The sequence below is a fragment of the Amycolatopsis sp. NPDC000009 genome (assembly GCF_055563465.1).
Window position 1 is genome coordinate 289148 of the sequence record NZ_JBVHDI010000006.1, and the last position, 21180, is coordinate 310327.

The window sequence follows — 21180 nt, forward strand, 5'->3', positions numbered from 1 at the left end:
AATGAGCGTGTTGGCGGTCGGGCTCTCGCACCGCAGTGCCGAGCTGAGCACCCTGGAACGCGTCGCGGTCCCCGCGACCGACGTGACCAAGGTGCTCCACGAACTGCAGCAGGCCGAGCACGTCAGCGAGGCGATCCTCGTCTCGACCTGCAACCGCATCGAGGTCTACGCCGTCGTCGAGACCTTCCACGGCGGCCTCAACGACGTTTCCGACGTGCTCGCCCGCCAGGCCGGGATGCAGCCCGCGGACCTCTACGACTCGCTGTACGTGCACTACGCGGGCGCCGCGATCGAGCATCTGTTCTCCGTCACCTCGGGGCTGGACTCGATGGTCGTCGGCGAGACGCAGATCCTCGGCCAGATCCGGTCCGCGTACGCCACCGCGCGTGAGGCGGGCACCGTCGGCCGCACGCTGCACGAGCTGATCCAGACCACGCTGCGCGTCGGCAAACGCGTCCACACCGAGACCGGCCTCGACCAGCTGGGCGCGTCGGTGGTCTCCGAGGCGCTGGCCGCCGCGGGCGACATCGCCGGCAAGCACGCGCTGATCGTCGGCGCCGGGTCGATGGGCGCGCTGACCGCGTCCCAGCTGCGGAAATCCGGGATCGGCGAGATCACCATCGCCAACCGCACCGAGGCGAGGGCCGCCCGCCTCGCCGCCGCGAGCGTCGAGCAGGGCGTGCCCGCCAAGGCCGTCCAGATGAGCGGGATCGCGGACGCGGTCGCCGAGGCGGACGTCGTCGTCTGCTGCACCGGCGCGCAGGCCGCGGTCTTCACCGCCGCGCACGTCCCGGCCCGCGCCGGGCGCCCGCTGGTCGTCTGCGATCTCGGCCTCCCGCGCGACGTCGACCACGACGTCGCCGAGCTGGCCGACGTCACCGTGGTCGATCTCGAGACCATCCAGCGCCGCATGCGGGAAGCGGGCACCCCGACCACCGAACGGCAGACCGCGAAGGCCACCGGCATCGTGCTCGACGAGGTGCGCGAGTACCTCGCAGGCCAGCGCAGCGCCGAGGTCACCCCGACGGTGACGGCGCTGCGGCGCCGGGCGGCCGAGGTGGTCGACGCCGAACTGCTGCGGCTGGACAACCGCCTGCCGGACCTCGAACCCGGGGTCCGCGAGGAGGTCGGCCGCACGGTCCGCCGCGTGGTCGACAAGCTGCTCCACGCGCCGACGGTGCGGGTCAAGCAGCTGGCCGCCGAGACGGCCGACACCGATTACGCCAACGCGCTGCGCGAGCTGTTCTGCCTCGACCCGCAGGCGCCCGCCGCGGTGGCGAGTCCCACAACGCCGAAAGACGAGTGATCATCCAGTGAGCAGAGTCATCCGCATCGGGACGCGCGGCAGCAAACTCGCCCTCGCGCAGACCGGCACCATCGCCGACGCCCTGCGGGCCACCGGCGCCGAGGTCGAGCTCGTCACCGTGACGACCCCTGGCGACAAATCGTCCGCGCCGATCCCGACGATCGGGGTCGGCGTCTTCACTTCCGCGCTGCGCGAAGCCTTGCTGCGCGAGGAAGTGGACGTCATCGTGCACTCGTACAAGGACCTGCCGACGAAGCCGGAGCCGGGCATCACGCTCGCCGCCGTGCCGCCCCGCGAGGACCCGCGCGACGCGCTGATCGCCCGTGACGGGCTGACGCTGGGCGAGCTTCCGCCCGGCTCGACCGTCGGCACCGGCTCGCCCCGGCGGACCGCGCAGCTGCGCGCGCTCGGTCTCGGTTTGGAAATCGTGCCGATCCGAGGCAATATCGACACCCGCATGCGCAAGGTGAGCGACGGAGAGCTGGACGCCGTCGTCCTGGCGCGTGCCGGACTGGCCAGGATCGGCCGGGCGGAGGAGATCACCGAGACCCTCGACCCGATCCAGATGCTGCCCGCGCCCGCACAGGGCGCGCTGGCGGTGGAGTGCCGGACCGGTGACGTGGACATCGAGCACCTGCTCGGGTCCACAGTGGACGATGAAGGCACCCGTGCCGTGGCGACCGCCGAGCGCGCGTTGCTCGCGGCGCTGGAGGCCGGGTGCAGCGCACCGGTCGGAGCGCTGGCGGAGATCGTCGAGGACCTGGACGCCGAAGGGCGGGTCGTCGAGCGGATCTCCTTGCGGGGCACCGCCGCCGTCGAAGGGGACGGGGACGCGGTCGACATGGTGCGCGCTTCCGCGCTCGCCGACAAGCACGAAGCCGATCAGCTCGGCCGGACACTGGCCGCCGAGCTGCTCGACCTGGGGGCCGGCGCGCTGTCCGGCCCCGCCCAGTGAGTCAGAACGTTGAAGGTAGGGCCGCGCTCGACTGCGGCCGCTCAAGAGGAGAACGCACAGATGACCCCCGCGCGTAAGACCACCGGGCGTGTCGCCTTCGTGGGCTCGGGCCCCGGTGACGCCGGTCTGCTGACCGTCCGCGCTCAGGAGCTGCTCGCCAAGGCCGAGGTCGTGGTGACCGACCCGGACGTCCCTGCCGGCGTCCTGGCCTTCGCCGCCGAAGGTGCCGAAGTGCGCCCCGCCGTCGGCGAGGCCACCGAGGTCGCCAAGGACCTGGTGAACGAGGCCAAGGCCGGACGGCTGGTGCTCCGGCTCATCGCCGGTGACCCGCTGACCCAGCCCGCCGTCGTCGCCGAGGTGCAGGCCGTTTCCCGGACCAGCGCCGTATTCGACATCATCCCGGGCGTCTCGCCCGGCGCGGCCGTCCCGGCGTACGCCGGTGTCGCGCTCGGTGGCACGCACACCGAGGTCGACGTCCGCGGCGATGTCGAATGGGCCGCACTGGCCGCCACCCCCGGCCCGATCGTGCTGCACGCGACGTCGGCGCACCTGGCCGAGGCCGCGTCCGCGCTCACCGAGCACGGGCTGGCGCCGAACACCCCGGTCGCGGTGACGTCCAACGGCACCATCAACACGCAGCGCACCCTGGACACCACGCTGGCCACCGTCGCGAACGAGGCGGGCGAGCTCGTCGGCCCGCTCATCGTGACCATCGGCCAGGCCGTCGGCCAGCGCTCGAAGCTGTCGTGGTGGGAGTCGCGCGCGCTGTACGGCTGGAAGGTCCTAGTGCCGCGCACCAAGGAGCAGGCCGGTGAGATGGCGGAGCGGCTTCGCGGCCACGGCGCCACCTCGCACGAGGTCCCGACCATCTCGGTCGAGCCGCCGCGCAGCCCCGCCCAGATGGAGCGTTCGGTCAAGGGTCTCGTCGACGGCCGCTACCAGTGGATCGTCTTCACCTCGACCAACGCCGTCCGCGCGGTGTGGGAGAAGTTCGAGGAGTTCGGCCTCGACGCCCGCGCCTTCTCCGGCGTGAAGATCGCCTGCGTCGGCGAATCGACCGCCGCGAAGGTGCGCTCGTTCGGCATCATCCCCGAGCTGATCCCCGAGGGCGAGCAGTCCTCGGAGGGCCTCCTCGCCGAGTTCCCGCCGTACGACGACGTCCTCGACCCGGTCGACCGCGTGCTGCTGCCGCGGGCGGACATCGCCACCGAGACCCTTTCGGCCGGCCTGCGCGAACGCGGCTGGGAGATCGACGACGTGACCGCGTACCGCACCGTCCGGGCCGCGCCGCCGCCCGCCGAGACCCGCGAGATGATCAAGACCGGCGGTTTCGACGCGGTCTGCTTCACCTCGTCCTCGACCGTGCGGAACCTCGTCGGCATCGCCGGCAAGCCGCACACCCGCACGCTGGTCGCGTGCATCGGCCCGAAGACCGCGGAGACCGCCGTGGAGTTCGGGCTGCGGGTCGACGTCCAGCCCGAGAAGGCCGACGTCCCGCACCTGGTCGACGCGCTCGCCGAGCACGCCGCCCGGCTCCGTGCCGAGGGTGCGCTTCCGCCGCCTCGCAAGGCGAAGCGGGCCCGTCGCTCCTGATTCACGAAAAGCCCCCTTCTCACGGTTCGCGTGGGGAGGGGGCTTTCGTAGTCTCGTGAGTGGTAAGGACGGTTCTAACCGTCCTCACCACTCACGAGACTTGACCCATTCGGTACCGGTGTTTCTTGCTCGCTCCTTCACGCGGCACCGCTTCGACTGCAGCGGTTCAGCTGAAGAACTTCACGACCTCCGTGTACGCCAGGTACGCGAACATCGCCAGGCACACGACCAGCAGCCCGTTCGACAGCCACCGCGAGCGCCCTTCCCGCGGCACCCGCGAAGTGTTCAGCAGCACCAGCAGGGTCGCCGCCAGGAACGGCATGAACAACGCGCCCAGCACGCCGTAGATCACGGTGAGCTGGAAGGGCTGGTCCAGGAACAGCAACGCCATCGGCGGGAAGGTCAGCCACAGCACGTATCCCCGGTACGCGGGACTACGCTCACCGGCCTTCTTCTCATACGTCTCAACGCTTTCCGTCGCGTCCTTGGGCAGCCGCAGAATGCGCCACCAGTCCGCGAAGAGCAGGCTCACGCCGTGCCAGACGCCGATCAGCGACGTGAACGAAACCGCGAGGAAGCCGATGAGGAACGGGATCCGCGCCCACTGGCCGTAATCCGCGGCGAGGGTGTCGCCGAGGAACAGCAGGCCCTTGTCACCCGAGGTGATCTTCTGGCCGACCAGCAGTTCCGCGCCGACGATCAGCATCGCGATCACGAAGATCCCGGTCGTGACGTACCCGACGGCGTTGTCGGTGCGCATCATCGACAGCCACTTCGACGAGCGCCAGCCCTTCGCGAGTGTCCAGTACCCGTACGCCGCCATGGTGATCGTGCCGCCGACGCCGCCGATCAGGCCGAGGACGTAGACGAGCGAGCCGTCGGGCAGGGTGGGGACGGCGCCCTTGAACAGTTCGGCGAAGTTCGGCACGACGAGGATCGCGGTGCCGACCACGGTCACGAACATGACGCCGACCAGCACGGTCATCAGTTTCTCGATGATCGCGTAGCGCCCGAACCACACCAGCGCGAAGCCGAGCACGCCGCAGATCATCGCCCAGTACCGCACCGAAATCGCGGGGAAGAGCGCGTTCAGCGGCAGGCCCGACGCGGACATCGCGGTCGCCCCGTAGACGAAGCCCCAGATCACCGCGTAGATCCCGAAGTAGATCAGCGCCCAGATCCCCAGCGTCCGCCAGCCGGACAGGATCGTCCGGCCCGAGGTCAGATGCCAGCGGCCGACGGCTTCGGCCAGCGCGAGTTTGAAGATCGTGCCGACGAGTACCGCCCACAGCAGCGTGTACCCGAAGCGCGATCCGGCCACCATCGTCGCGACGAGGTCGCCCGCGCCGACGCCGGTCGCCGCGGCCATGATCCCTGGCCCGACCTGGCGCAGCCGTGCGCGCCAGCCGACGGGCGGTTCTTCCAGTTGGTCGGTCACCGTTGAGCTCGACATGAAGGGGAAGGTAACTCACGTCACATCGCCGAGGAATCGGACAAAGGTGACTCTTTACCGTCCCTTAGGAAAGGTTCGGCCGTTCACCGCCGCTCAAGCGGGCGGGAGTACCGTCGTAGGGGTGTTCCCCGAACATCGTCCCCGCAGGCTCCGTACCACTCCGGCCATGCGCAGGCTGGTCGGTGAGACGACGCTGCGCCCGCGCCAGCTGATCCTTCCCCTGTTCGTGGCCGAGGGCGCCGACGCGCCCCGCCCGATCTCCAGCATGCCCGGCGTCGTCCAGCACACCCGTGACACCCTGCGCAAGGCCGCCGTCGACGCGGTCAACGCCGGCGTCGGCGGCCTGATGCTGTTCGGCATCCCGACGACGCGGGACGCCGAGGGCTCCGGCGCGGTCGACCCGGACGGCATCCTCAACGTCGCCCTACGCGACCTGAGGTCCGAGCTCGGTGACGAGACGGTCCTGATGGCGGACACCTGCCTCGACGAGTTCACCGACCACGGCCACTGCGGCGTCCTCGACGCCGACGGCGGTGTCGACAACGACGCGACCCTGCGCCTGTACGCGGAAATGGGTCTGGCGCAGGCGGAAGCGGGCGCGCATCTGCTCGGCCCCAGCGGCATGATGGACGGCCAGGTCGGCGTCATCCGCGCCGCGCTCGACCGCGCCGGGCGCACTGACACCGGCATCCTCGCGTACTCGGCGAAGTTCGCCAGCGCGTTCTACGGCCCCTTCCGTGAGGCCGTCGATTCGCAGCTGAAGGGCGACCGGAAGACCTACCAGCAGGATCCGGGCAACGTGCGTGAGGCGCTGCGCGAGATCGAGCTGGACATCGCCGAGGGCGCCGACATGGTCATGGTCAAGCCCGCGCTGTCCTATCTGGACGTCATCAGGGCCGCCGCCGAGACGTCGACGGTTCCCGTCGCGGCGTACAACATCTCGGGGGAGTACGCGATGGTCGAGGCCGCCGCGGCGAACGGCTGGCTCGACCGCGAACGCACGATCCTCGAGGTGCTGACGTCGATCCGCCGCGCGGGCGCGGACATGATCCTGACCTACTGGGCCGCCGAAGCCGCAGCTTGGCTGGACTAGGCTGCCTCGCGTGAGCGACAGCAGAGCCGACGAAACGGACGACGAGCGCCGCAAGCGGGGGATGTCACCGGACCCGATCCTGCCCGGCCAGAAGCCGCCGAAGATCACGGTGCCGAAGCCGGTCGCGATCTCGTTCTGGCTGTGGATCCTCGCCGGTGTCGTCCTGGTGGCCGGGCAGATCGCCCTGCTGGTCCTGAAGGACGAACTGACCGAGGGCATCCTCAAGCAGATCAGGGAGAACCCGGTTCCCGGCCAGCCCGCCGATCCGGCGCAGGTCGCTTCCGGCGTGAACACCCTGCTGTGGATGCTGTTCGGCGGCGCGCTCACCTTCGCGGTCCTGTTCGCGCTGTTCGCGTACAAGGCCCGGGAGGGAACGCGGTCGGCCAGGACGGTCCTCACCGTGGGCGCGGTCTTCCTGGTCCTGGTGGAACTGCTGATCCTGCGCGGCTCGCTCAACGTGTTCCTGCTGGTGTCCACCCTGCTGGTGGCGATCGCGCTGGTGCTCATGTACCTGCCCAGCGTGGCCGACCATTTCCCGAAGGTCGGGCGCACGCTGCCATGACACCCGAGCCGCCCCGCTACGACGAACCCGGCGTCGGCTGGACGGCTTTGCTGTGGGCGCCGCTGTTCGCCCTCGCCGGGCTGCTCGCCGAACTGGCGACCGGCGGTCCTGTCCATTGGCTCGCCTGGATCCTGGTCGCGGTGGGCCTGGTGGCGATCACCGTGCCCTGGGTGTACGCCCGTCGCCGGTATCTCTCGCTCGAAGTCACCGCGGACGGCTACCGGCAGGGCAGGGAAACGCTGGAGGCGGCCCGGATCGCCGAGGTACTCGAAGACGAGGCCCCAGTCGGCTCGCGGGTCCTCGGCGGGGGCTGGACGATCCCCAAGAAGCACGGCGAAGTCGGGTTGAAACTCGAAGACGGCGTTTTCGTGCGCGCCTGGGCCAAGGATCCGGACGCCCTCCGCGAGGCTCTCCGGGATTTGGTGCGTGCCCGCACCACAGAGTCATGAGAAACTGCTCACCGTGATCGACCTTCCCCAGCCGACCGGCGCCGATCTGTGGCCACCGGAGGACTCCCGGCGAGAAGCCCGGCTGCACAAACCCCTGCGCGCCGTGGTGGGGGCGGTCGAACTGATCCTCGCCGCGCTCGCGGTGTGGGGTTCCTTCGCGTGCTGGAAGGCCGGTGTCGTCCCGGTCGTGATCACCTACGGTGAAACGACGACGCTCGAATCGCAGCGCTACTTCGGCGGCCCGCTCGCCGGTGCCATCGGGCTGGGCGTGCTGGCCGCGATCCTGGTGGTGGACGCGATCCGCCAGTTCCTGCTCGCCGTGCGGGCCAAGGGCCGCAAGCCGAAGGAACCGAAGCTCAGTTGAGCCAGACGACCGCGGCGTTGACCGCGGTCGAGAACAGCAGCCACAGCAGATACGGCACGAGCAGCCAGGCCGCGAGTTTCGACCGGCGGCCGAACTCCGCCATCGTGATGGGCACGACGAAGTCCAGCACGACGACGTCGGCCAGGGCGAGGACGTGCGCGCCGCCGGCGAAGAACAGCGGCGTCCACAGCAGGGTCAGCAGCAGGCAGACGCCGTAGAAGGCGAAGCCGCGCGTTTCGCCGTCGGTGCGCCAGTAGCACCAGCCCGCGAAGGCGACCAGGAGCAGCAGGACCGACCACATCGGGCCGTAGAGCCAGCCCGGCGGCGCCCACGACGGACGGGCCAGCGCGTTGTGCGTCTCGGAGCGGGTGGCGACCGCCAGCCCGGCCACGATCCCCACGATCGCCGCCATGGCGATGAATCCGGCCAAGGCCTGCCAGCGCAGGCGACGGTGGTGGGTCGGCGGTGACGGCACCGTGGACACGTGGATTCCTCCGCGAGGGTTTCGACGGGAGTGCCCCCACCCTAGTGGGCCTGGTCACGCCATGCCCGGAACCGCGAGGACTCGGCGGCGGGTGTCCCCGGCGATTTGCGAGACTGGGGACGTGACTACCGGAGTCGATCAGTCCAAGGCATGGTTCGAACGAGCGAAGGCCGCGATCCCGGGCGGGGTGAACTCCCCGGTGCGGGCCTTCAACTCCGTCGGCGGCACCCCGCGGTTCATGGTGCGCGGTGAGGGCCCGTACCTCTGGGACGCCGACGGCAACCGCTACGTCGATCTGGTCTCGTCGTGGGGCCCGATGATCCTCGGGCACGCGCATCCGGACGTCGTCTCCGCCGCCCGCGAAGCCGCTGTCGACGGTCTGTCGTTCGGTACCCCGACGCGCGGTGAGGTCGAGCTCGCCGAGGAGATCATCGGCCGCGTCGAGCCGGTGGAGCAGGTGCGCCTGGTCAACTCCGGTACCGAGGCGACGATGAGCGCGATCCGGCTGGCCAGGGGGTTCACCGGCCGGGCGAAGATCATCAAGTTCGCGGGCTGCTACCATGGCCACGTCGACGCGTTGCTCGCCGAAGCGGGCTCCGGCGTCGCGACCCTCGGCCTCCCGACGTCGCCCGGCGTCACCGGCGCGCAGGCGGCCGACACGATCGTCTTGCCCTACAACGACCTCGACGCGGTCCGGAAGTCCTTTGTGGACAACCCGGACGCGATCGCCGCGATCATCACCGAAGCCGCCGCGGGCAACATGGGCGCCGTCGCCCCGGCCGGCGGTTTCAACGCCGGGCTCAAGGAGATCGCACACGAGCACGGCGCGCTGCTGATCATGGACGAGGTGATGACCGGGTTCCGCGTCTCGAAGGCCGGCTGGTTCGGCCTCGACGGCGTCGCCGGTGATCTGTACACCTTCGGCAAGGTGATGTCCGGCGGGTTGCCTGCCGCGGCCTTCGGCGGTCGCGCCGACGTGATGGCGAAGCTGGCCCCCGGCGGGCCGGTGTACCAGGCGGGGACGCTGTCGGGGAACCCCGTCGCGGTCGCCGCCGGGCTCGCGACGCTGCGCGCGGCCGACGACGCCGTATACGCGGCCCTCGACGCGAACGCGAAGCGGCTCGGCGACCTGTTCGACCGGTCGCTGACCGACGCGGGCGTCACACACACCGTGCAGTACGCGGGCAACCTGGTCAGCGTGTTCTTCAGCGAAAACCCGGTGACGAACTACCCGGGTGCGCAGGCCTCGGAGACCTGGCGGTTCCCGGCGTTCTTCCACGCGCTGCTGGACAACGGCGTGTACGCGCCGCCGAGCGCGTACGAGGCGTGGTTCGTCAACGCGGCCATGGGCGACGCCGAGTTCGAGATCATCTCCTCCGCGTTGCGCGTCGCCGCCCGCGCCGCCGCCGAGGCGGTCCAGGCGTGAGCGCGACGACGATCGTGCACCTGCTCCGCCACGGTGAGGTGCACAACCCGGACAAGATCCTGTACGGCCGCCTGCCCGGCTTCAAGCTCTCCGACCGCGGACAGCGCCAGGCGCTGACGGTCGCCGAAGCCGTCGCGACGCACGACATCACCTACGTCGTCGCTTCGCCGCTTCAGCGCGCGCAGGAGACCGCGGCGCCGATCGCCGCCGCGCACCGGCTCGACGTCGACACCGACGATCGGCTCATCGAGGCGGACAACCAGTTCGAGGGCGAGCGGGTCGCCGTCGGCGATGGCGCCCTTCGCCAGCCGAAGCACTGGCCGAAGCTGGTCAACCCGTTCCGGCCGTCCTGGGGCGAGCCGTACGTCGAGATCGCGCACCGGATGCTCGGCGCGATCCACCGCGCCCGGCGGGCGGCCGAGGGGCACGAGGCGCTGTGCGTCTCGCACCAGCTGCCGATCTGGACCGTGCGGCGCTTCCTGGAGGCGAAGCGGCTCTGGCACGACCCGCGGGTCCGGCAGTGCTCGCTCGCGTCACTGACCAGCCTCGTCTTCGAGGGCGAAGAACTCGTGCGGATCGTCTACAGCGAGCCCGCCGGCACGACCGACCCGAAGGTGACCGGCGCATGAAGCGACTCGCGGCTGCCGTCCTCGGGCTGGTGCTCGTCGTCACCGGCTGCACCACCGGCAAGGACGCCGTCGTCACCGGCGGCTCGTTCAACTTCGTGTCGCCGGGCGGGAAGGTCGACATCACCTACGACGTCGCGGACCGCCAGCCGTCGCCGACGCTGTCCGGCGACGACCTGATGAACGAGGGCAAGCAGCTTTCGATCGCGGACTTCCCCGGCAAGGTCATCGTGCTGAACCTGTGGGGCCAGTGGTGCGGGCCGTGCCGCGTCGAGGCGCCGGAGATGCAGAAGGTCTACGACCAGACGAAGGCGTCCGGTGTCGAGGTGATCGGCATCGATCTGCGCGACAACGACCGGAAGCCGCCGCAGGACTTCATGCGGGACCGGAACCTGACGTACCCGTCGATCTACGACCCGTCGGGGCGGACGCTGCTGCAGCTCTCGGGTTATCCGCGCAACATCATCCCGTCGACGATCGTGCTGGACAAACAGCACCGTGTCGCCGCGGTGTTCCTGCGGGAACTGCTGGCGTCGGACCTGCTGCCCGTCGTCCAGCGCCTGGCCGCCGAACCCGCCTGACCCCTTTCCCGCATTTCGTCCTCTGAATGCGGTAGTTGCACACGCAAGTACCGCATTCAGAGGACGAAATGCGAGGAAAGGGACGGGACCAAGGTCCTGACCGGGTGCGACGTAGGTCCCGTTGGGCCAGCCCCGGCGTTTTCACTCCGACCACACTCCCTACGCTCCTTTGCGTGAACGGTGTTACCGAGCTGGCGCTCTCCGGGCCTCTGCTGCTCGCAGCGGGTGTCGCGCTGCTGGCCGGGACGATCTCTTTCGCGTCGCCGTGCGTCGTGCCGCTGGTGCCCGGGTATCTCGCGTACCTGGCGGCGCTGGTCGGCGCGGACGCCCCCGCGGTCACCCCGGACGAGGAGCGCAAGAAGGGCCGTTTCGCCGTCGTCGGCGCGGCGGCGCTGTTCGTGCTCGGGTTCACCGTCGTCTTCGTGGTGACACTGGGGACGCTGGTGTGGATCGCCGACGTCGTCCAGCTCAACATGGACCTCCTCCAGCGCCTCGGCGGCGTGCTGACCATCGCGATGGCGCTGGTCTTCCTCGGCTGGATCCCGGGGCTCCAGCGCGAGTTCCGGTCGCACCACGTGCCGCGCGGCGGGCTGTGGGGCGCGCCGGTGCTCGGCGCGGTGTTCGGGCTCGGCTGGACGCCGTGCATCGGGCCGACGCTGTCCGCGGTGATGTCGATGGCCAGCGCCACCGGCGGGGCGGCGGCGCGCGGGTACGTGCTGATCCTGGTCTACTGCCTCGGCCTCGGCCTGCCGTTCCTCATCATCGCGTTCGGCGCCCGCTGGGCCGTCCGCGCCACCGACTGGCTGCGCCGCCACGGCCGTCAGGTGCAGATCTTCGGCGGCGTCCTGCTGCTGGTCGTCGGCGTCCTGCTGGTGACCGGACTGTGGGGCGACCTGACCGGCTGGATCCGGAACACCCTCGTGAACGACATCAGGCTGCCCTTGTGACCACCACCGAATATCGCCGGACCCCGTTGAAGCGTGTCCTTGGCTCCCTGCGCAACACCTGGCGCGGGCTGACGTCGATGCGCACCGCGCTGGTGCTGCTGTTCCTGCTCGCGCTCGCCGCGATGCCCGGCGCGCTGCTGCCGCAGCGGAACCTCAACGTCGCCAAGACCGACGAGTACATCGCCGCGCACGGCTGGTGGGGCGAACTGCTCGACCGCTTGCAGTTCTTCGAGGTCTACGGCAGCGTCTGGTTCTCGGCGATCTACATCCTGCTGATGGTGTCGCTCATCGGCTGCCTCCTGCCGCGCAGCCTGGAGTACGCGAAGGCGATGCGCGCGAAGCCGGTGCTCACGCCGCGCAAACTCTCGCGGATGCCGCATCACGTGTCGACCACGACCGACCGCACTCCCGAGACGGTCATCGAGGACACGCACACGCTGCTCAAGGGCTGGCGCCGCGTCGAGCGCGAAGAGGCCGACGGAAGCCGCAGCATCTCCGCCGAACGCGGGTACCTCCGCGAGACCGGCAACCTCGTCTTCCACTTCGGCATGCTCGGCCTGATCATCTTCTTCGCGCTGGGCAAGATGTTCGGCTACGAAGGCCAGGTCATCGTCCAAGCCGACGGCAGCCCGTGGTGCAACTCCGGCATCCTCGGCTACGACACCTTCAACGCCGGGCTGCGCGTCGACGGCACCGACCTCAACGCGTTCTGCATCCGCCTCAAGGACTTCGAGGCTCGCTACACCGAGAACGGTCAGGCGAACTACTACCACTCCAACATGGAGTACCAGTCCGGCGAAGACCTGAAGACCGGCGCGTGGAAGCCGTACGGACTCGAGGTCAACTCGCCGCTGCGCACCGCGGGAGACCGCGTCTACCTGCTGAACTTCGGCTACTCCCCGAAGTTCACGGTGACCTTCCCCGACGGCACCGTGCGGACCAACATCACTCCGTGGCGTCCCGCCGACGAGCCGACGAAGCTCTCCGAAGGCGCGACGAAGATCGACCAGCCGGGGATCACCGACCCGATCGAACGCCGCACCCGCCAGCTCGCGATCACCGGACTGCTCGCGCCGACCGCGTTCCTGCACGGCAACGTGCTGACGTCCTCGCGGCCCGAGGCGAACAAGCCGGCCGTGGCCGTCGACATCTACCGCGGCGATCTCGGCCTCGACGCCGGCCGCGGGCAGTCGATCTTCCAGATCGACCAGTCGCTCGTCGAGGACGGCAGGCTCAAGAAGCTCACGCGGCAGAACCTGGACCAGGGCCAGGAGACCGTGCTGGACGACGGTACGAAGGTCCGCTTCGACGGTGTCCAGGAATGGGTCGCCATCCAGGTCTCGCACGACCCGGTGCAGGGCTGGGTGCTGGTCTGCGCGGTCGCGATGCTGATCGGGCTGGCGGGATCGCTGCTGGTCAAACGGCGTCGGGTGTGGGTGCGGGTGACCCCGGCGCGCGAAGGTGAGCCGGGTACCGTGATCGAGGTCGCCGGGCTGGCGCGCACCGATCAGGCGGGCTACGGCGAAGAGTTCCAGCGGATCAGCGGCAAGCTGGTCCAGGGGCAGAGAGGCAACTAGAGGTCATGCCGATCAACGAGACGCTGTCCCAGTACAGCGACTACTCCTACACCACCGCGGCGGCGATCTACGTCCTCGCGCTGATGTTCGCCCTCATCGAGCAGGGCTTCGGCGCGAAGGGCCGTCTGGCGGCCGAGCGCAGCAAGCAGAAGGCGCGCGAACTGGTCGGTGCGGGTGGCCCGCCGGCTTACGGGACGCCCTTCGAGCCCCCGCGCGAGATCGGCCGTCCTGAGCGCATCGGCCGCATGGGCGCCGCGCTGCTGGTGCTGGCCGCGCTGCTGCACCTGGCCGCGATCGTGCTGCGCGGGTTCGCCGTGCACCGCGCGCCGTGGGGCAACCTCTACGAATACGGCATGGCCACGACCTTCATCGCGGTCGTGACCTGGATCGTCATCATGCGGAAGTTCCCGGTCCGCCACCTCACCGGCTTCCTGCTGCTGCCGGTCGTGATCCTGATGTTCGTCAACGGCACCATGCTGTACACGACGGCCGCGCCGGTGCAGCCCGCGCTCCAGTCGTACTGGCTGATCATCCACGTCTCCGCGGCGATCATCGGCTCGGGTGTCTTCCTGGTGCCGGGTGTCGCGAGCGTCCTTTACCTTTTCCGCGCCGCCCACGACGACAACCCGGCGAAGTTCGCCAAGTTCGGCCCGAAGCTGCCCGCCGCGGACGTGCTCGACCGCATCGCCTACCGCACCACCATCTTCGCCTTTCCGATCTTCACCTTCGGCGTGCTCTGCGGCGCGGTGTGGGCCGAGGCGGCGTGGGGCCGGTTCTGGGGCTGGGACCCCAAGGAGACCGTCGCCTTCGTGGCGTGGGTCGTCTACGCGGCGTACCTGCACTCCCGCGCCACGGCGGGCTGGCGCGGGAAGCGGGCCGCGATCATCAACATCGTCGGGTTCTCCGCGACGATCTTCAACATGTTCTTCGTGAACCTGGTGACGTCGGGCCTGCACTCCTACGCCGGGGGCTGACCGCCGCCCCTGCGCGCGCGCCGACTACCGTCAATACTGAGGTATGGGGGTAGACGTGCGCGGAGGAGGAATTCAGCGGTGACCGGACCCAGCGAAGAATCGGCTCCTGGCCACCCCGAACCGACCGAGAGCGTCCAGTCCTCGGAGCTGTTCTCCGAGGACCGGACGGATTCGGCGCCGCATCCGACCGCGGGCGGTTTCGAGGCCGAGCCGACCCAGGTCGTGCAGCCGCAATATCCGCCGCAGCAGGCTCAGTACCCGCAGCAGCCCGCTCCCCAGCAGCAGCCGCTGCCGCAGCCGTCGCAAGCGCAGTACCAGCAGCCTTACGACCAGAACCTGCCCCCGCTGCACCCTCAGCAGCCCCAGCAGGCTGCCCAGTACCCGCCGCCTCAGCAGCAGTACGCCCAGCCGCAGCAGGCGGTTCCGGGGCTTCCGCAGCCGCAGGGCAGGCACGCGCTCCCGGACGAACTCGCCACCGCGAGCCTGGTGAAGCCGCAGAAGCGCAAGCCGCAGTCGGGCTGGCGCAAGGCCCTTTACGTGGGCACCGGCAAGCTGGTCAACCCGGGCGAGAGCCCCAAGGACACGCGCAAACGCGAACTCATCGCGCAGATCAACCAGCCGCTGCGCGGGTGCTACAAGATCGCGATGCTGAGCCTCAAGGGCGGCGTCGGCAAGACCACCACGACGACCACGCTGGGCTCGACGTTCGCGTCGCTGCGCGGTGACCGGGTCGTCGCCGTCGACGCGAACCCGGACCGCGGGACGCTGTCGCAGAAGATCCCGATCGAGACCACCGCGACCGTCCGGCACCTGCTGCGGGACGCGGACAAGATCACCAGGTACAGCGACGTCCGTTCGTACACGTCGCAGGGCGGGAGCAGGCTGGAGATCCTCGCCAGCGAGCAGGATCCGGCGGTTTCCGAAGCCTTCTCGGAGGACGACTACCGGCGCACGGTCAACCTGCTGGAGCACTTCTACAACATCGTGCTCACCGACTGCGGGACCGGTTTGATGCACTCGGCGATGAAGGGCGTCCTGGATGTCGCGGACGCGCTGGTGGTGGTCTCTTCAGGCTCCGTCGACGGGGCGCGCAGTGCGTCGGCCACGCTCGACTGGCTGGAGGCACACGGCTACGGTGACCTGGTCAAACGGTCCGTCGCGGTGATCAACTCGGTGCGGCCGAAGGGCGGCTCCGTCGATCTGGACAAGCTCTCCGCGCACTTCGGCGCGCGCGTCCGTTCGGTGTGCCGGATCCCGTTCGACCCACATCTGGAAGAGGGCGCGGAGATCGAGCTGGACCGGCTCGACGCGGACACCCGGCTGGCGCTGCTGGAACTGGCGGCCACCGTCGCCGACGGCTTCGGCGGCCAGCCGTACCAGCCGATCCAGGCCTAGTCCTTATCCATCCATGCCCCCGCCGCCGCCCTCAACGGAGGAGCTGCGCTCCCAGGCCTAGTCTTTGCCTTTGTCCTCGTCTTTACCTTTGCGCTGCTGCTCACCGAGCTCGCGCAGGAAGTCGGGGTCGTCGTCCGGGGCCAGTGTCGGTCGCGACGAGGGCACCCCGACACGCTCGATCCCGAACGCGCGCCACAACACCACGGCGACGGTGAGCGCTCCGATGGCCGCGAGCAGATAGATCATGCTCGGTCCCTTCCGCGTGGAGGACGTTCCTCAGTCCCACGAGGCTAGCCCCTTTGCCGCGTGCGGGGGGACTCATGGATACCCCAATGTGACGAAGGGCGGTTATGAACCCTTCGTCACTGGAGTCCCTTTTGAGCGAAATGCCTGCTCAGGCCCTGCGGGTGGGCTCGCTGGCGTCGGTGGTGAGCTCGGCGAGGAGTTCGTTCACCTCGGCCTCGCGGAACCGGCGGTGTCCGCCGGGAGTGCGGATCGAGCCGATCCGGCCCGCGGTCGCCCAGCGGGTCACGGTCTTGGGGTCGACCCGGAACAAAGCCGCCACTTCGCCGGGGGTGAGCAACCTGCCGCCCATGGTCGCGGTCATTTTCCGCCTCCTTCACGGTTCCAGTGCTAAACCGGAGGGCGGGCCCGATGCCCGTCGTGCCGGGTAGCCAACACGGCAATCGTTGCATCTCACCCGTCAGGTACTCGAACGGTTGTCCATAGGTAAAGAGCCCTTAAAGGTCAAAACCGACAACCACGACATGCGTGTCCCGGCCCCTCGGTCTTGTCACGGATGTATGAAAACGCGCCCTGATCACGCGAATCGGGCCGTGGCACCTAAGGTGTAGCGGTGGACCAGGTGGATCGGAAGATCATCGCGGCATTACGGGAGAACGGGCGGGCTACCTACGCCGACCTCGGCCGGTCTGTCGGACTCTCGGCCTCATCAGTGCACGAACGGGTCGGCAAACTCGAGGCCGCCGGCGTGATCACCGGCTACCACGCCATGGTCGACCCGAACACCGTCGGACTCGGGGTGACGGCGCTGGTCGGCATCCACCCCACCGACACCGCGACCGAGGACGACGTCGCGGAGGCGCTCGGGGCCTTGGACGAGGTCGAAAGCTGCTACGCCGTCGCGGGCGACGAGGCCTTCGTCGTCAAGGTGCGGGTGGCGACCGTCGACGATCTGGAGCGGACCCTCGGCAGGCTGCGGCGGATCCCCGGTGTCGGCCGCACGAACACCACCGTCGTGCTCTCCACCCGCTTCGAAGGACGGCCCAACAACGCGGGTCTGGACGACGGCCGCAACGGCAACGCGTAGCCTGCGTTGATGTGAGCGATAATCACCTGCCCCGTGACCTGACGCTGTACGTACTGGCCAGGTTCCTCCTGGTCGGGGTCATCGCAGGCGGGTTGCTGCTGGCCCACGTCCCGTTGCTGGTCGCGTTGCTGATCGGCCTGGTCGTGGGGCTGCCGCTGGGCCTGCTGCTGTTCCGCCCGCTGAACGCGCGCGTGACCGCCGGGCTCGCCCGCCGCAACGAAAAGCGCGCTCGCGCCCGTGCCGAACTGCGCGCGCAGCTGCGCGGCGACCGGGTGGACGGTGCGGCGTGAGCCTCCTGCAGAGCCGCAGCTGGGTCCGCGAAGCAGTCCGCATCATCGAGGCCGACGCGAACCGCAGTGCCGACACGCACCTCCATGTCTTCCCGCTGCCCCCGGAATGGGGCGTGGACCTCTACCTGAAGGACGAGTCCGTCCACCCGACCGGCTCGCTCAAACACCGGCTCGCGCGTTCGCTGTTCCTGTACGGCCTGGTGAACGGCCAGATCGGGCCGGACACCGTGCTCGTCGAGGCGTCCAGCGGCTCGACGGCGGTTTCGGAGGCCTACTTCGCGCGGATGCTCGGGCTGCGGTTCATCACCGTGGTGCCGCGCAGCACCTCGCCGGAGAAGATCGCGCTCATCGAGTTCTACGGCGGCGAATGCCACTACGTCGACCGCGCGCCGGACATGTACCCGGAGGCCGAGCGGCTCGCTTCGGAGTGCAACGGCCACTACCTCGACCAGTTCACCTACGCGGAGCGCGCGACGGACTGGCGCGGGAACAACAACATCGCCGAATCGGTGTACGCGCAGATGCAGTCCGAACGGCATCCCGTGCCGACGTGGATCGTCGTCGGCGCCGGGACCGGCGGGACGAGCGCGACCTTCGGCCGCTACGTGCGCTACAAGCGCCACACCACGAAGATCGCCGTCGTCGACCCGGAGAACTCGTCGTTCTTCGGCGCCTGGCAGACCGGGGCGCTCGACTACAGCACCGGAATGCCTTCGCGGATCGAGGGAATCGGGCGGCCGCGCGTCGAGCCGTCGTTCGTACCCGGCGTCATCGACGAGATGTTCCAGGTGCCGGACGCCGCTTCGCTGGCGGCCATCCGCGTGCTGCGCGAGCGGACCGGGCACTGGGCCGGCGGCTCGACCGGGACGAACCTCTTCGGCGCTTTCACGCTGATCTCGCGGATGGTTTCGGAAGGCCAGGCGGGCAGTGTCGTCACGCTGCTGTGCGACGGCGGGGAGCGGTACGCCAACACGTACTACTCCGACGAGTGGCTGGCGCAGAAGAACATCGACATCGCGCCTTACCTGGAGAAGTACCGGGAGTTCCTGGTGAGCGGGAAGCTCGCTCCGGAAGCCTGACGGGGCTGCCCGCTCTCGCCGGAGTTGCGAAAGCCACTTTCGCAACCTTCAACGTTGCGAAAGTGGCTTTCGCAACTCCGGCCGGGCGGCCTATCGCAGGTTCGCCGGATCACCAAAAGAGCAAGGGACCTTTGCTACCGCCTGGGCCGCATGTAGCGACCGCTCCCACGTCGGATCGCAACATATGGTGGCGTGAAGCGGAAGACTCAAGGAATGAACGGTGCGTTCATCGCCGCTGAGGCCGACGCGCACGATCCGGTCGTCACAGGTCCTTTCGCGCCCCACCGTGTGGATTTCGGGTCATCCAACGTCCCGAAATCCACACAGTCCCGCATCAGAGGTCCAGTCACGCCTCACAGCGCGAGGGCGACCGCGGTCAGCACCGCCCACCCCAGCATCGCGAAGCCGGTGTCCCGCAGCGCCGGGATCAGCGCCCGTCCCTGCGCGCCGCCGCCGACGGCCTTGACCGACTTCAGCAGCAGCGGCGCGGTCAGCAGACCCAGCAACGCCCACGGCGTCACGAAGGCGAGCAGCACGCTCACGACGTACGGGACCGCGACCAGCACCAGGTACAGCCGCCGCGTGCCCCGGTCACCGAGCCGGGTGGCGAGCGTGCGCTTGCCGGCCTCGATGTCGGTCGGGATGTCGCGGAGGTTGTTGGCGGTCAGCACACCGGTCGAGAACGAGCCGACGGCGACCGCGCAGCCGAGCGCGGTCCAGCTGATCTGTCCTGCTTGGACGTACACGGTGCCCAGCACGCCGGCCAGCCCGAAGAAGACGAAGACCGCGATCTCGCCGAAACCGTAGTAGCCGTAAGGCTTTTTGCCGCCGGTGTAGAACCAGGCGCCGAGGATGCAGACCGCGCCCATCGCCAGCAGCCACCACAGCCCGCTGATCGCGACGAGCACCAGCCCGAGGACTCCGGCGAGCCCGAGGGCCACGAGAGCGGCCGCCAGGACGGCCTTCGGTTTCGCGACACCGGAGCCGACCAGCCGCAGCGGGCCGACGCGGTTCTCGTCGGTGCCGCGGATGCCGTCGGAATAGTCGTTGGCGTAGTTGACGCCGACGATCAGCGCCAGCGAAACGAGCAGCGCGAGAATCGAGCGGGTCCAGGAGAAGCCGTCGAGCGCGACCGCCCCGCCGACTCCGGCGACCACCGGCGCCACCGCGTTGGGCAGCGTCCGCGGGCGCGCCCCTTCGATCCATTCACCAGCAGTCGCCATGCCGCCATTCTGGCCTTGGCCACTACCGGCCGGTATGCGGGGCTCGTCACCTGCCCGGCCATCGCGGGCAGGTGACGAGCCGCGCTACTTGAGGTCGTCGATCGCGTCTTCCAGGGTCCAGGTGAGCGTGCCGCTGTTCGGAACGGCGGTCTCCGGTTCGTCCGCCAGCGCGGGCCCGGCCAAAGCGACCAGTCCCATCGTGACGGCGGTGCAGGCCAATACGGTGCGTGTCCAGCGCGTCATAGGTAGACGTAAACCCGCGGGTAATGATCGTGTCAACAACGTCCCGGTAATCGGTGGGGAATTCACGACCTTCGTAGGAGATTCCTGACGGCCGTCCTGTCGACCTTCCCCGGGCCCCGCAACGGGAGTTCTTCGGTGAATTCGACCCGCTTCGGAGCGGCCGCCGCGCCTGCCTCTTCACGGCACGCGGCACGCAGCGAATCGACGTCGCAACCAGCGCCGACGACGAGCGCGACGACGGCTTCGCCCCACTCAGGGTCGGGTACTCCGACCACGCACGCGTCCCGGATCCCGGGCTGCGCGGTCAAGATCCGCTCGACGGCCGCGGCGGCCACCTTCACCCCGCCGGTGTTGATCATGTCGTCGATCCGCCCGAGGATCTCCAACCGCCCGCCGGCCGTCCACCGGCCGCGGTCGGAGGTGCGGAACAGGCCGCCCTCGAAGGCCTCCGCGGTCAGGCCGGGTCGCAGCCGGTAGCCGTGCGCGAGGACGTCACCCGTGATACAGACCCGCTCGTCTTCGAGCTCGACGTGTACTCCATCCAGCGGTACGCCGTCGTAGACGCAGCCGCTCGCGGTCTCGCTCATGCCGTACGCGGGCACGATCTTCACGCCCGCTTCGGCGGCGCGCTCGCGGAGATCCGCTGTCGTCGCCGCGGCGCCGACGATGATCGCGTCGAACGCGCGGGCCGCCGCCAGGCCGGGGCCGCCCGCGTCGAGCAGCCTTCCGAGCTGGGTCGGCACGAGGGCGGTGTAGCGCGGCCCGTCCAGGGACAACAGCGGCGCGGCGGCTTCGGCGAAGTCGTCCGGACGGAAACCGGCGGCGTGCAGTACGGCCGGTGTCGTCCCGGCCAGCAGCGAGCGCACCAGCACCTGGAGTCCGCCGACGTACTGCGCCGGGGTCGCGAGCAACCAGTGGCCCGGCCCGCCGAGCCGCTTGTGCGTGGCGTGGGCCGACGCGGTCAGCGCGGACGCCGACAGCAGCACGCCCTTCGGTTCGCCGGTGGACCCGGAGGTGGCGATGATCACCGCCGTCCCGGGCTCGGCCGGGCGCGTCGGCTCCATCGCGTCCCGCAGGGGCTCCGACGAGTAGGGGAGGACGGCCGGGCCGCCGTCGAGCGCCTCGGCCAATGCCGCGGTCAGCTCGGCGATCGACTCCGGACTCCCGTCCACCCCTACCGCACGCATCACTCCACCCTACGTCCGCCCGCGGATCGCGATTAGCCCGCTA

The 21180-nt window shown here is 69.6% G+C and carries 24 protein-coding genes; 17 read left to right on the top strand and 7 right to left on the bottom strand.

Going from position 1 to position 21180, the window contains the following annotated elements:
* Position 1: 1 nt before the first annotated feature.
* Genes ACZ3HL_RS19420 through ACZ3HL_RS19430 form a run of 3 tightly spaced genes read left to right on the top strand, consistent with a single transcriptional unit; the run spans position 2 to position 3854 of the window.
* Positions 2–1306, top strand: coding sequence for a glutamyl-tRNA reductase (locus ACZ3HL_RS19420; RefSeq protein WP_465532624.1), 1305 nt, complete (start codon positions 2–4; stop codon positions 1304–1306).
* A gap of 7 nt (positions 1307–1313) precedes the next feature.
* Entirely contained in the window at positions 1314–2261 is a 948-nt protein-coding gene (gene hemC / locus ACZ3HL_RS19425) for a hydroxymethylbilane synthase (RefSeq protein WP_465415654.1), read from the top strand.
* Positions 2262–2321: 60 nt separating this feature from the next.
* Positions 2322–3854 carry a bifunctional uroporphyrinogen-III C-methyltransferase/uroporphyrinogen-III synthase gene (locus ACZ3HL_RS19430; RefSeq protein ID WP_465415652.1) on the top strand — a complete coding sequence of 511 codons (1533 nt, stop codon included), beginning with the start codon at positions 2322–2324 and terminating at the stop codon, positions 3852–3854.
* A gap of 166 nt (positions 3855–4020) precedes the next feature.
* Here ACZ3HL_RS19430 and ACZ3HL_RS19435 read toward each other — a convergent pair whose 3' ends face one another.
* Positions 4021–5307, bottom strand: coding sequence for an Nramp family divalent metal transporter (locus ACZ3HL_RS19435; RefSeq protein ID WP_465532626.1), 1287 nt, complete (start codon positions 5305–5307; stop codon positions 4021–4023).
* Between the two features lie 121 nt (positions 5308–5428).
* Here ACZ3HL_RS19435 and hemB point away from each other — a divergent pair, with 121 nt between their 5' ends.
* From hemB to ACZ3HL_RS19455, 4 genes are read left to right on the top strand one after another with little or no spacing between them, the layout of a single operon-like run.
* Complete coding sequence (hemB, locus tag ACZ3HL_RS19440; RefSeq protein ID WP_465532628.1) at positions 5429–6400, top strand: porphobilinogen synthase; 972 nt, start codon at positions 5429–5431, stop codon at positions 6398–6400.
* A gap of 10 nt (positions 6401–6410) precedes the next feature.
* Entirely contained in the window at positions 6411–6962 is a 552-nt protein-coding gene (locus ACZ3HL_RS19445; RefSeq protein WP_126733224.1) for a hypothetical protein, read from the top strand.
* Positions 6959–7411: a hypothetical protein gene (locus tag ACZ3HL_RS19450; RefSeq protein ID WP_465415646.1), complete on the top strand. Its 453-nt coding sequence runs from the start codon at positions 6959–6961 to the stop codon at positions 7409–7411. The genes ACZ3HL_RS19445 and ACZ3HL_RS19450 overlap by 4 nt, the downstream gene beginning before the upstream one ends.
* Positions 7389–7775: a hypothetical protein gene (locus tag ACZ3HL_RS19455; RefSeq protein WP_219146244.1), complete on the top strand. Its 387-nt coding sequence runs from the start codon at positions 7389–7391 to the stop codon at positions 7773–7775. Before ACZ3HL_RS19450 ends, ACZ3HL_RS19455 begins: the two co-directional genes overlap by 23 nt.
* On the opposite strand, the gene ACZ3HL_RS19460 is transcribed toward ACZ3HL_RS19455, so the two are convergent.
* On the bottom strand, positions 7768–8259 hold the full coding sequence (locus tag ACZ3HL_RS19460) for a TspO/MBR family protein (RefSeq protein WP_465415644.1): 492 nt from the start codon (positions 8257–8259) through the stop codon (positions 7768–7770). The genes ACZ3HL_RS19455 and ACZ3HL_RS19460 overlap by 8 nt on opposite strands.
* Before the next feature lie 121 nt (positions 8260–8380).
* On the opposite strand from ACZ3HL_RS19460, the gene hemL reads away from it, so the two are divergent.
* From hemL to ACZ3HL_RS19495, 7 genes are all read left to right on the top strand, one after another.
* Positions 8381–9685: a glutamate-1-semialdehyde 2,1-aminomutase gene (gene hemL / locus ACZ3HL_RS19465; protein ID WP_465532630.1), complete on the top strand. Its 1305-nt coding sequence runs from the start codon at positions 8381–8383 to the stop codon at positions 9683–9685.
* A complete protein-coding gene (locus tag ACZ3HL_RS19470; RefSeq protein WP_465415640.1) occupies positions 9682–10314 on the top strand; it encodes a histidine phosphatase family protein in 633 nt (210 codons plus the stop codon). Before hemL ends, ACZ3HL_RS19470 begins: the two co-directional genes overlap by 4 nt.
* Complete coding sequence (locus tag ACZ3HL_RS19475) at positions 10311–10892, top strand: TlpA family protein disulfide reductase (protein WP_465415638.1); 582 nt, start codon at positions 10311–10313, stop codon at positions 10890–10892. Before ACZ3HL_RS19470 ends, ACZ3HL_RS19475 begins: the two co-directional genes overlap by 4 nt.
* 173 nt (positions 10893–11065) lie before the next feature.
* Entirely contained in the window at positions 11066–11839 is a 774-nt protein-coding gene (locus tag ACZ3HL_RS19480) for a cytochrome c biogenesis CcdA family protein (protein ID WP_465532632.1), read from the top strand.
* Positions 11836–13416 carry a cytochrome c biogenesis protein ResB gene (gene resB, locus ACZ3HL_RS19485; protein ID WP_465415634.1) on the top strand — a complete coding sequence of 527 codons (1581 nt, stop codon included), beginning with the start codon at positions 11836–11838 and terminating at the stop codon, positions 13414–13416. The genes ACZ3HL_RS19480 and resB overlap by 4 nt, the downstream gene beginning before the upstream one ends.
* A 5-nt stretch (positions 13417–13421) precedes the next feature.
* Entirely contained in the window at positions 13422–14390 is a 969-nt protein-coding gene (gene ccsB, locus ACZ3HL_RS19490; RefSeq protein ID WP_465415631.1) for a c-type cytochrome biogenesis protein CcsB, read from the top strand.
* 78 nt (positions 14391–14468) lie between these two features.
* Positions 14469–15785 carry a MinD/ParA family ATP-binding protein gene (locus ACZ3HL_RS19495; RefSeq protein WP_465532634.1) on the top strand — a complete coding sequence of 439 codons (1317 nt, stop codon included), beginning with the start codon at positions 14469–14471 and terminating at the stop codon, positions 15783–15785.
* A 57-nt stretch (positions 15786–15842) separates the two neighbouring features.
* On the opposite strand, the gene ACZ3HL_RS19500 is transcribed toward ACZ3HL_RS19495, so the two are convergent.
* On the bottom strand, positions 15843–16031 hold the full coding sequence (locus tag ACZ3HL_RS19500; protein ID WP_465532636.1) for a hypothetical protein: 189 nt from the start codon (positions 16029–16031) through the stop codon (positions 15843–15845).
* A gap of 148 nt (positions 16032–16179) precedes the next feature.
* The gene (locus ACZ3HL_RS19505; protein WP_465415625.1) at positions 16180–16392 is read right to left on the bottom strand and encodes a BldC family transcriptional regulator; all 213 of its coding nucleotides are present in this window, start codon (positions 16390–16392) and stop codon (positions 16180–16182) included.
* 249 nt (positions 16393–16641) lie between these two features.
* Here ACZ3HL_RS19505 and ACZ3HL_RS19510 point away from each other — a divergent pair, with 249 nt between their 5' ends.
* The 3 genes from ACZ3HL_RS19510 to cds1 are packed head-to-tail and all read left to right on the top strand — an operon-like array spanning position 16642 to position 18484.
* Positions 16642–17115 (top strand): Lrp/AsnC family transcriptional regulator, encoded by a 474-nt coding sequence (locus ACZ3HL_RS19510; RefSeq protein WP_199745570.1) that lies wholly within the window; start codon positions 16642–16644, stop codon positions 17113–17115.
* Between the two features lie 11 nt (positions 17116–17126).
* Positions 17127–17405, top strand: coding sequence for a DUF4229 domain-containing protein (locus tag ACZ3HL_RS19515; protein ID WP_465532638.1), 279 nt, complete (start codon positions 17127–17129; stop codon positions 17403–17405).
* A complete protein-coding gene (gene cds1, locus ACZ3HL_RS19520; protein WP_465415620.1) occupies positions 17402–18484 on the top strand; it encodes an L-cysteine desulfhydrase Cds1 in 1083 nt (360 codons plus the stop codon). The genes ACZ3HL_RS19515 and cds1 overlap by 4 nt, the downstream gene beginning before the upstream one ends.
* 353 nt (positions 18485–18837) lie before the next feature.
* Here the strand turns inward: cds1 and ACZ3HL_RS19525 are convergent, their stop codons facing one another.
* The 3 genes from ACZ3HL_RS19525 to menE all read right to left on the bottom strand — a co-directional run bounded on the left by ACZ3HL_RS19525 (position 18838) and on the right by menE (position 21137).
* Positions 18838–19707 (bottom strand): 1,4-dihydroxy-2-naphthoate polyprenyltransferase, encoded by an 870-nt coding sequence (locus ACZ3HL_RS19525; RefSeq protein WP_465532640.1) that lies wholly within the window; start codon positions 19705–19707, stop codon positions 18838–18840.
* 84 nt (positions 19708–19791) lie between these two features.
* Positions 19792–19950: a hypothetical protein gene (locus ACZ3HL_RS19530; protein WP_167337758.1), complete on the bottom strand. Its 159-nt coding sequence runs from the start codon at positions 19948–19950 to the stop codon at positions 19792–19794.
* Between the two features lie 62 nt (positions 19951–20012).
* On the bottom strand, positions 20013–21137 hold the full coding sequence (menE, locus tag ACZ3HL_RS19535; RefSeq protein ID WP_465532642.1) for an o-succinylbenzoate--CoA ligase: 1125 nt from the start codon (positions 21135–21137) through the stop codon (positions 20013–20015).
* Positions 21138–21180: the final 43 nt, after the last annotated feature.

Coding starts and splice junctions, on each gene's coding strand:
- ACZ3HL_RS19420 (WP_465532624.1), top strand. CDS start 2: ATGAGCGTGTTGGCGGTCGGGCTCTCGCACCGCAGTGCCGAGCTGAGC.
- ACZ3HL_RS19430 (WP_465415652.1), top strand. CDS start 2,322: ATGACCCCCGCGCGTAAGACCACCGGGCGTGTCGCCTTCGTGGGCTCG.
- ACZ3HL_RS19435 (WP_465532626.1), bottom strand. CDS start 5,307: ATGTCGAGCTCAACGGTGACCGACCAACTGGAAGAACCGCCCGTCGGC.
- ACZ3HL_RS19450 (WP_465415646.1), top strand. CDS start 6,959: ATGACACCCGAGCCGCCCCGCTACGACGAACCCGGCGTCGGCTGGACG.
- ACZ3HL_RS19475 (WP_465415638.1), top strand. CDS start 10,311: ATGAAGCGACTCGCGGCTGCCGTCCTCGGGCTGGTGCTCGTCGTCACC.
- ccsB (WP_465415631.1), top strand. CDS start 13,422: ATGCCGATCAACGAGACGCTGTCCCAGTACAGCGACTACTCCTACACC.
- ACZ3HL_RS19500 (WP_465532636.1), bottom strand. CDS start 16,031: ATGATCTATCTGCTCGCGGCCATCGGAGCGCTCACCGTCGCCGTGGTG.
- ACZ3HL_RS19505 (WP_465415625.1), bottom strand. CDS start 16,392: ATGACCGCGACCATGGGCGGCAGGTTGCTCACCCCCGGCGAAGTGGCG.
- ACZ3HL_RS19525 (WP_465532640.1), bottom strand. CDS start 19,707: ATGGCGACTGCTGGTGAATGGATCGAAGGGGCGCGCCCGCGGACGCTG.
- ACZ3HL_RS19530 (WP_167337758.1), bottom strand. CDS start 19,950: ATGACGCGCTGGACACGCACCGTATTGGCCTGCACCGCCGTCACGATG.
- menE (WP_465532642.1), bottom strand. CDS start 21,137: ATGCGTGCGGTAGGGGTGGACGGGAGTCCGGAGTCGATCGCCGAGCTG.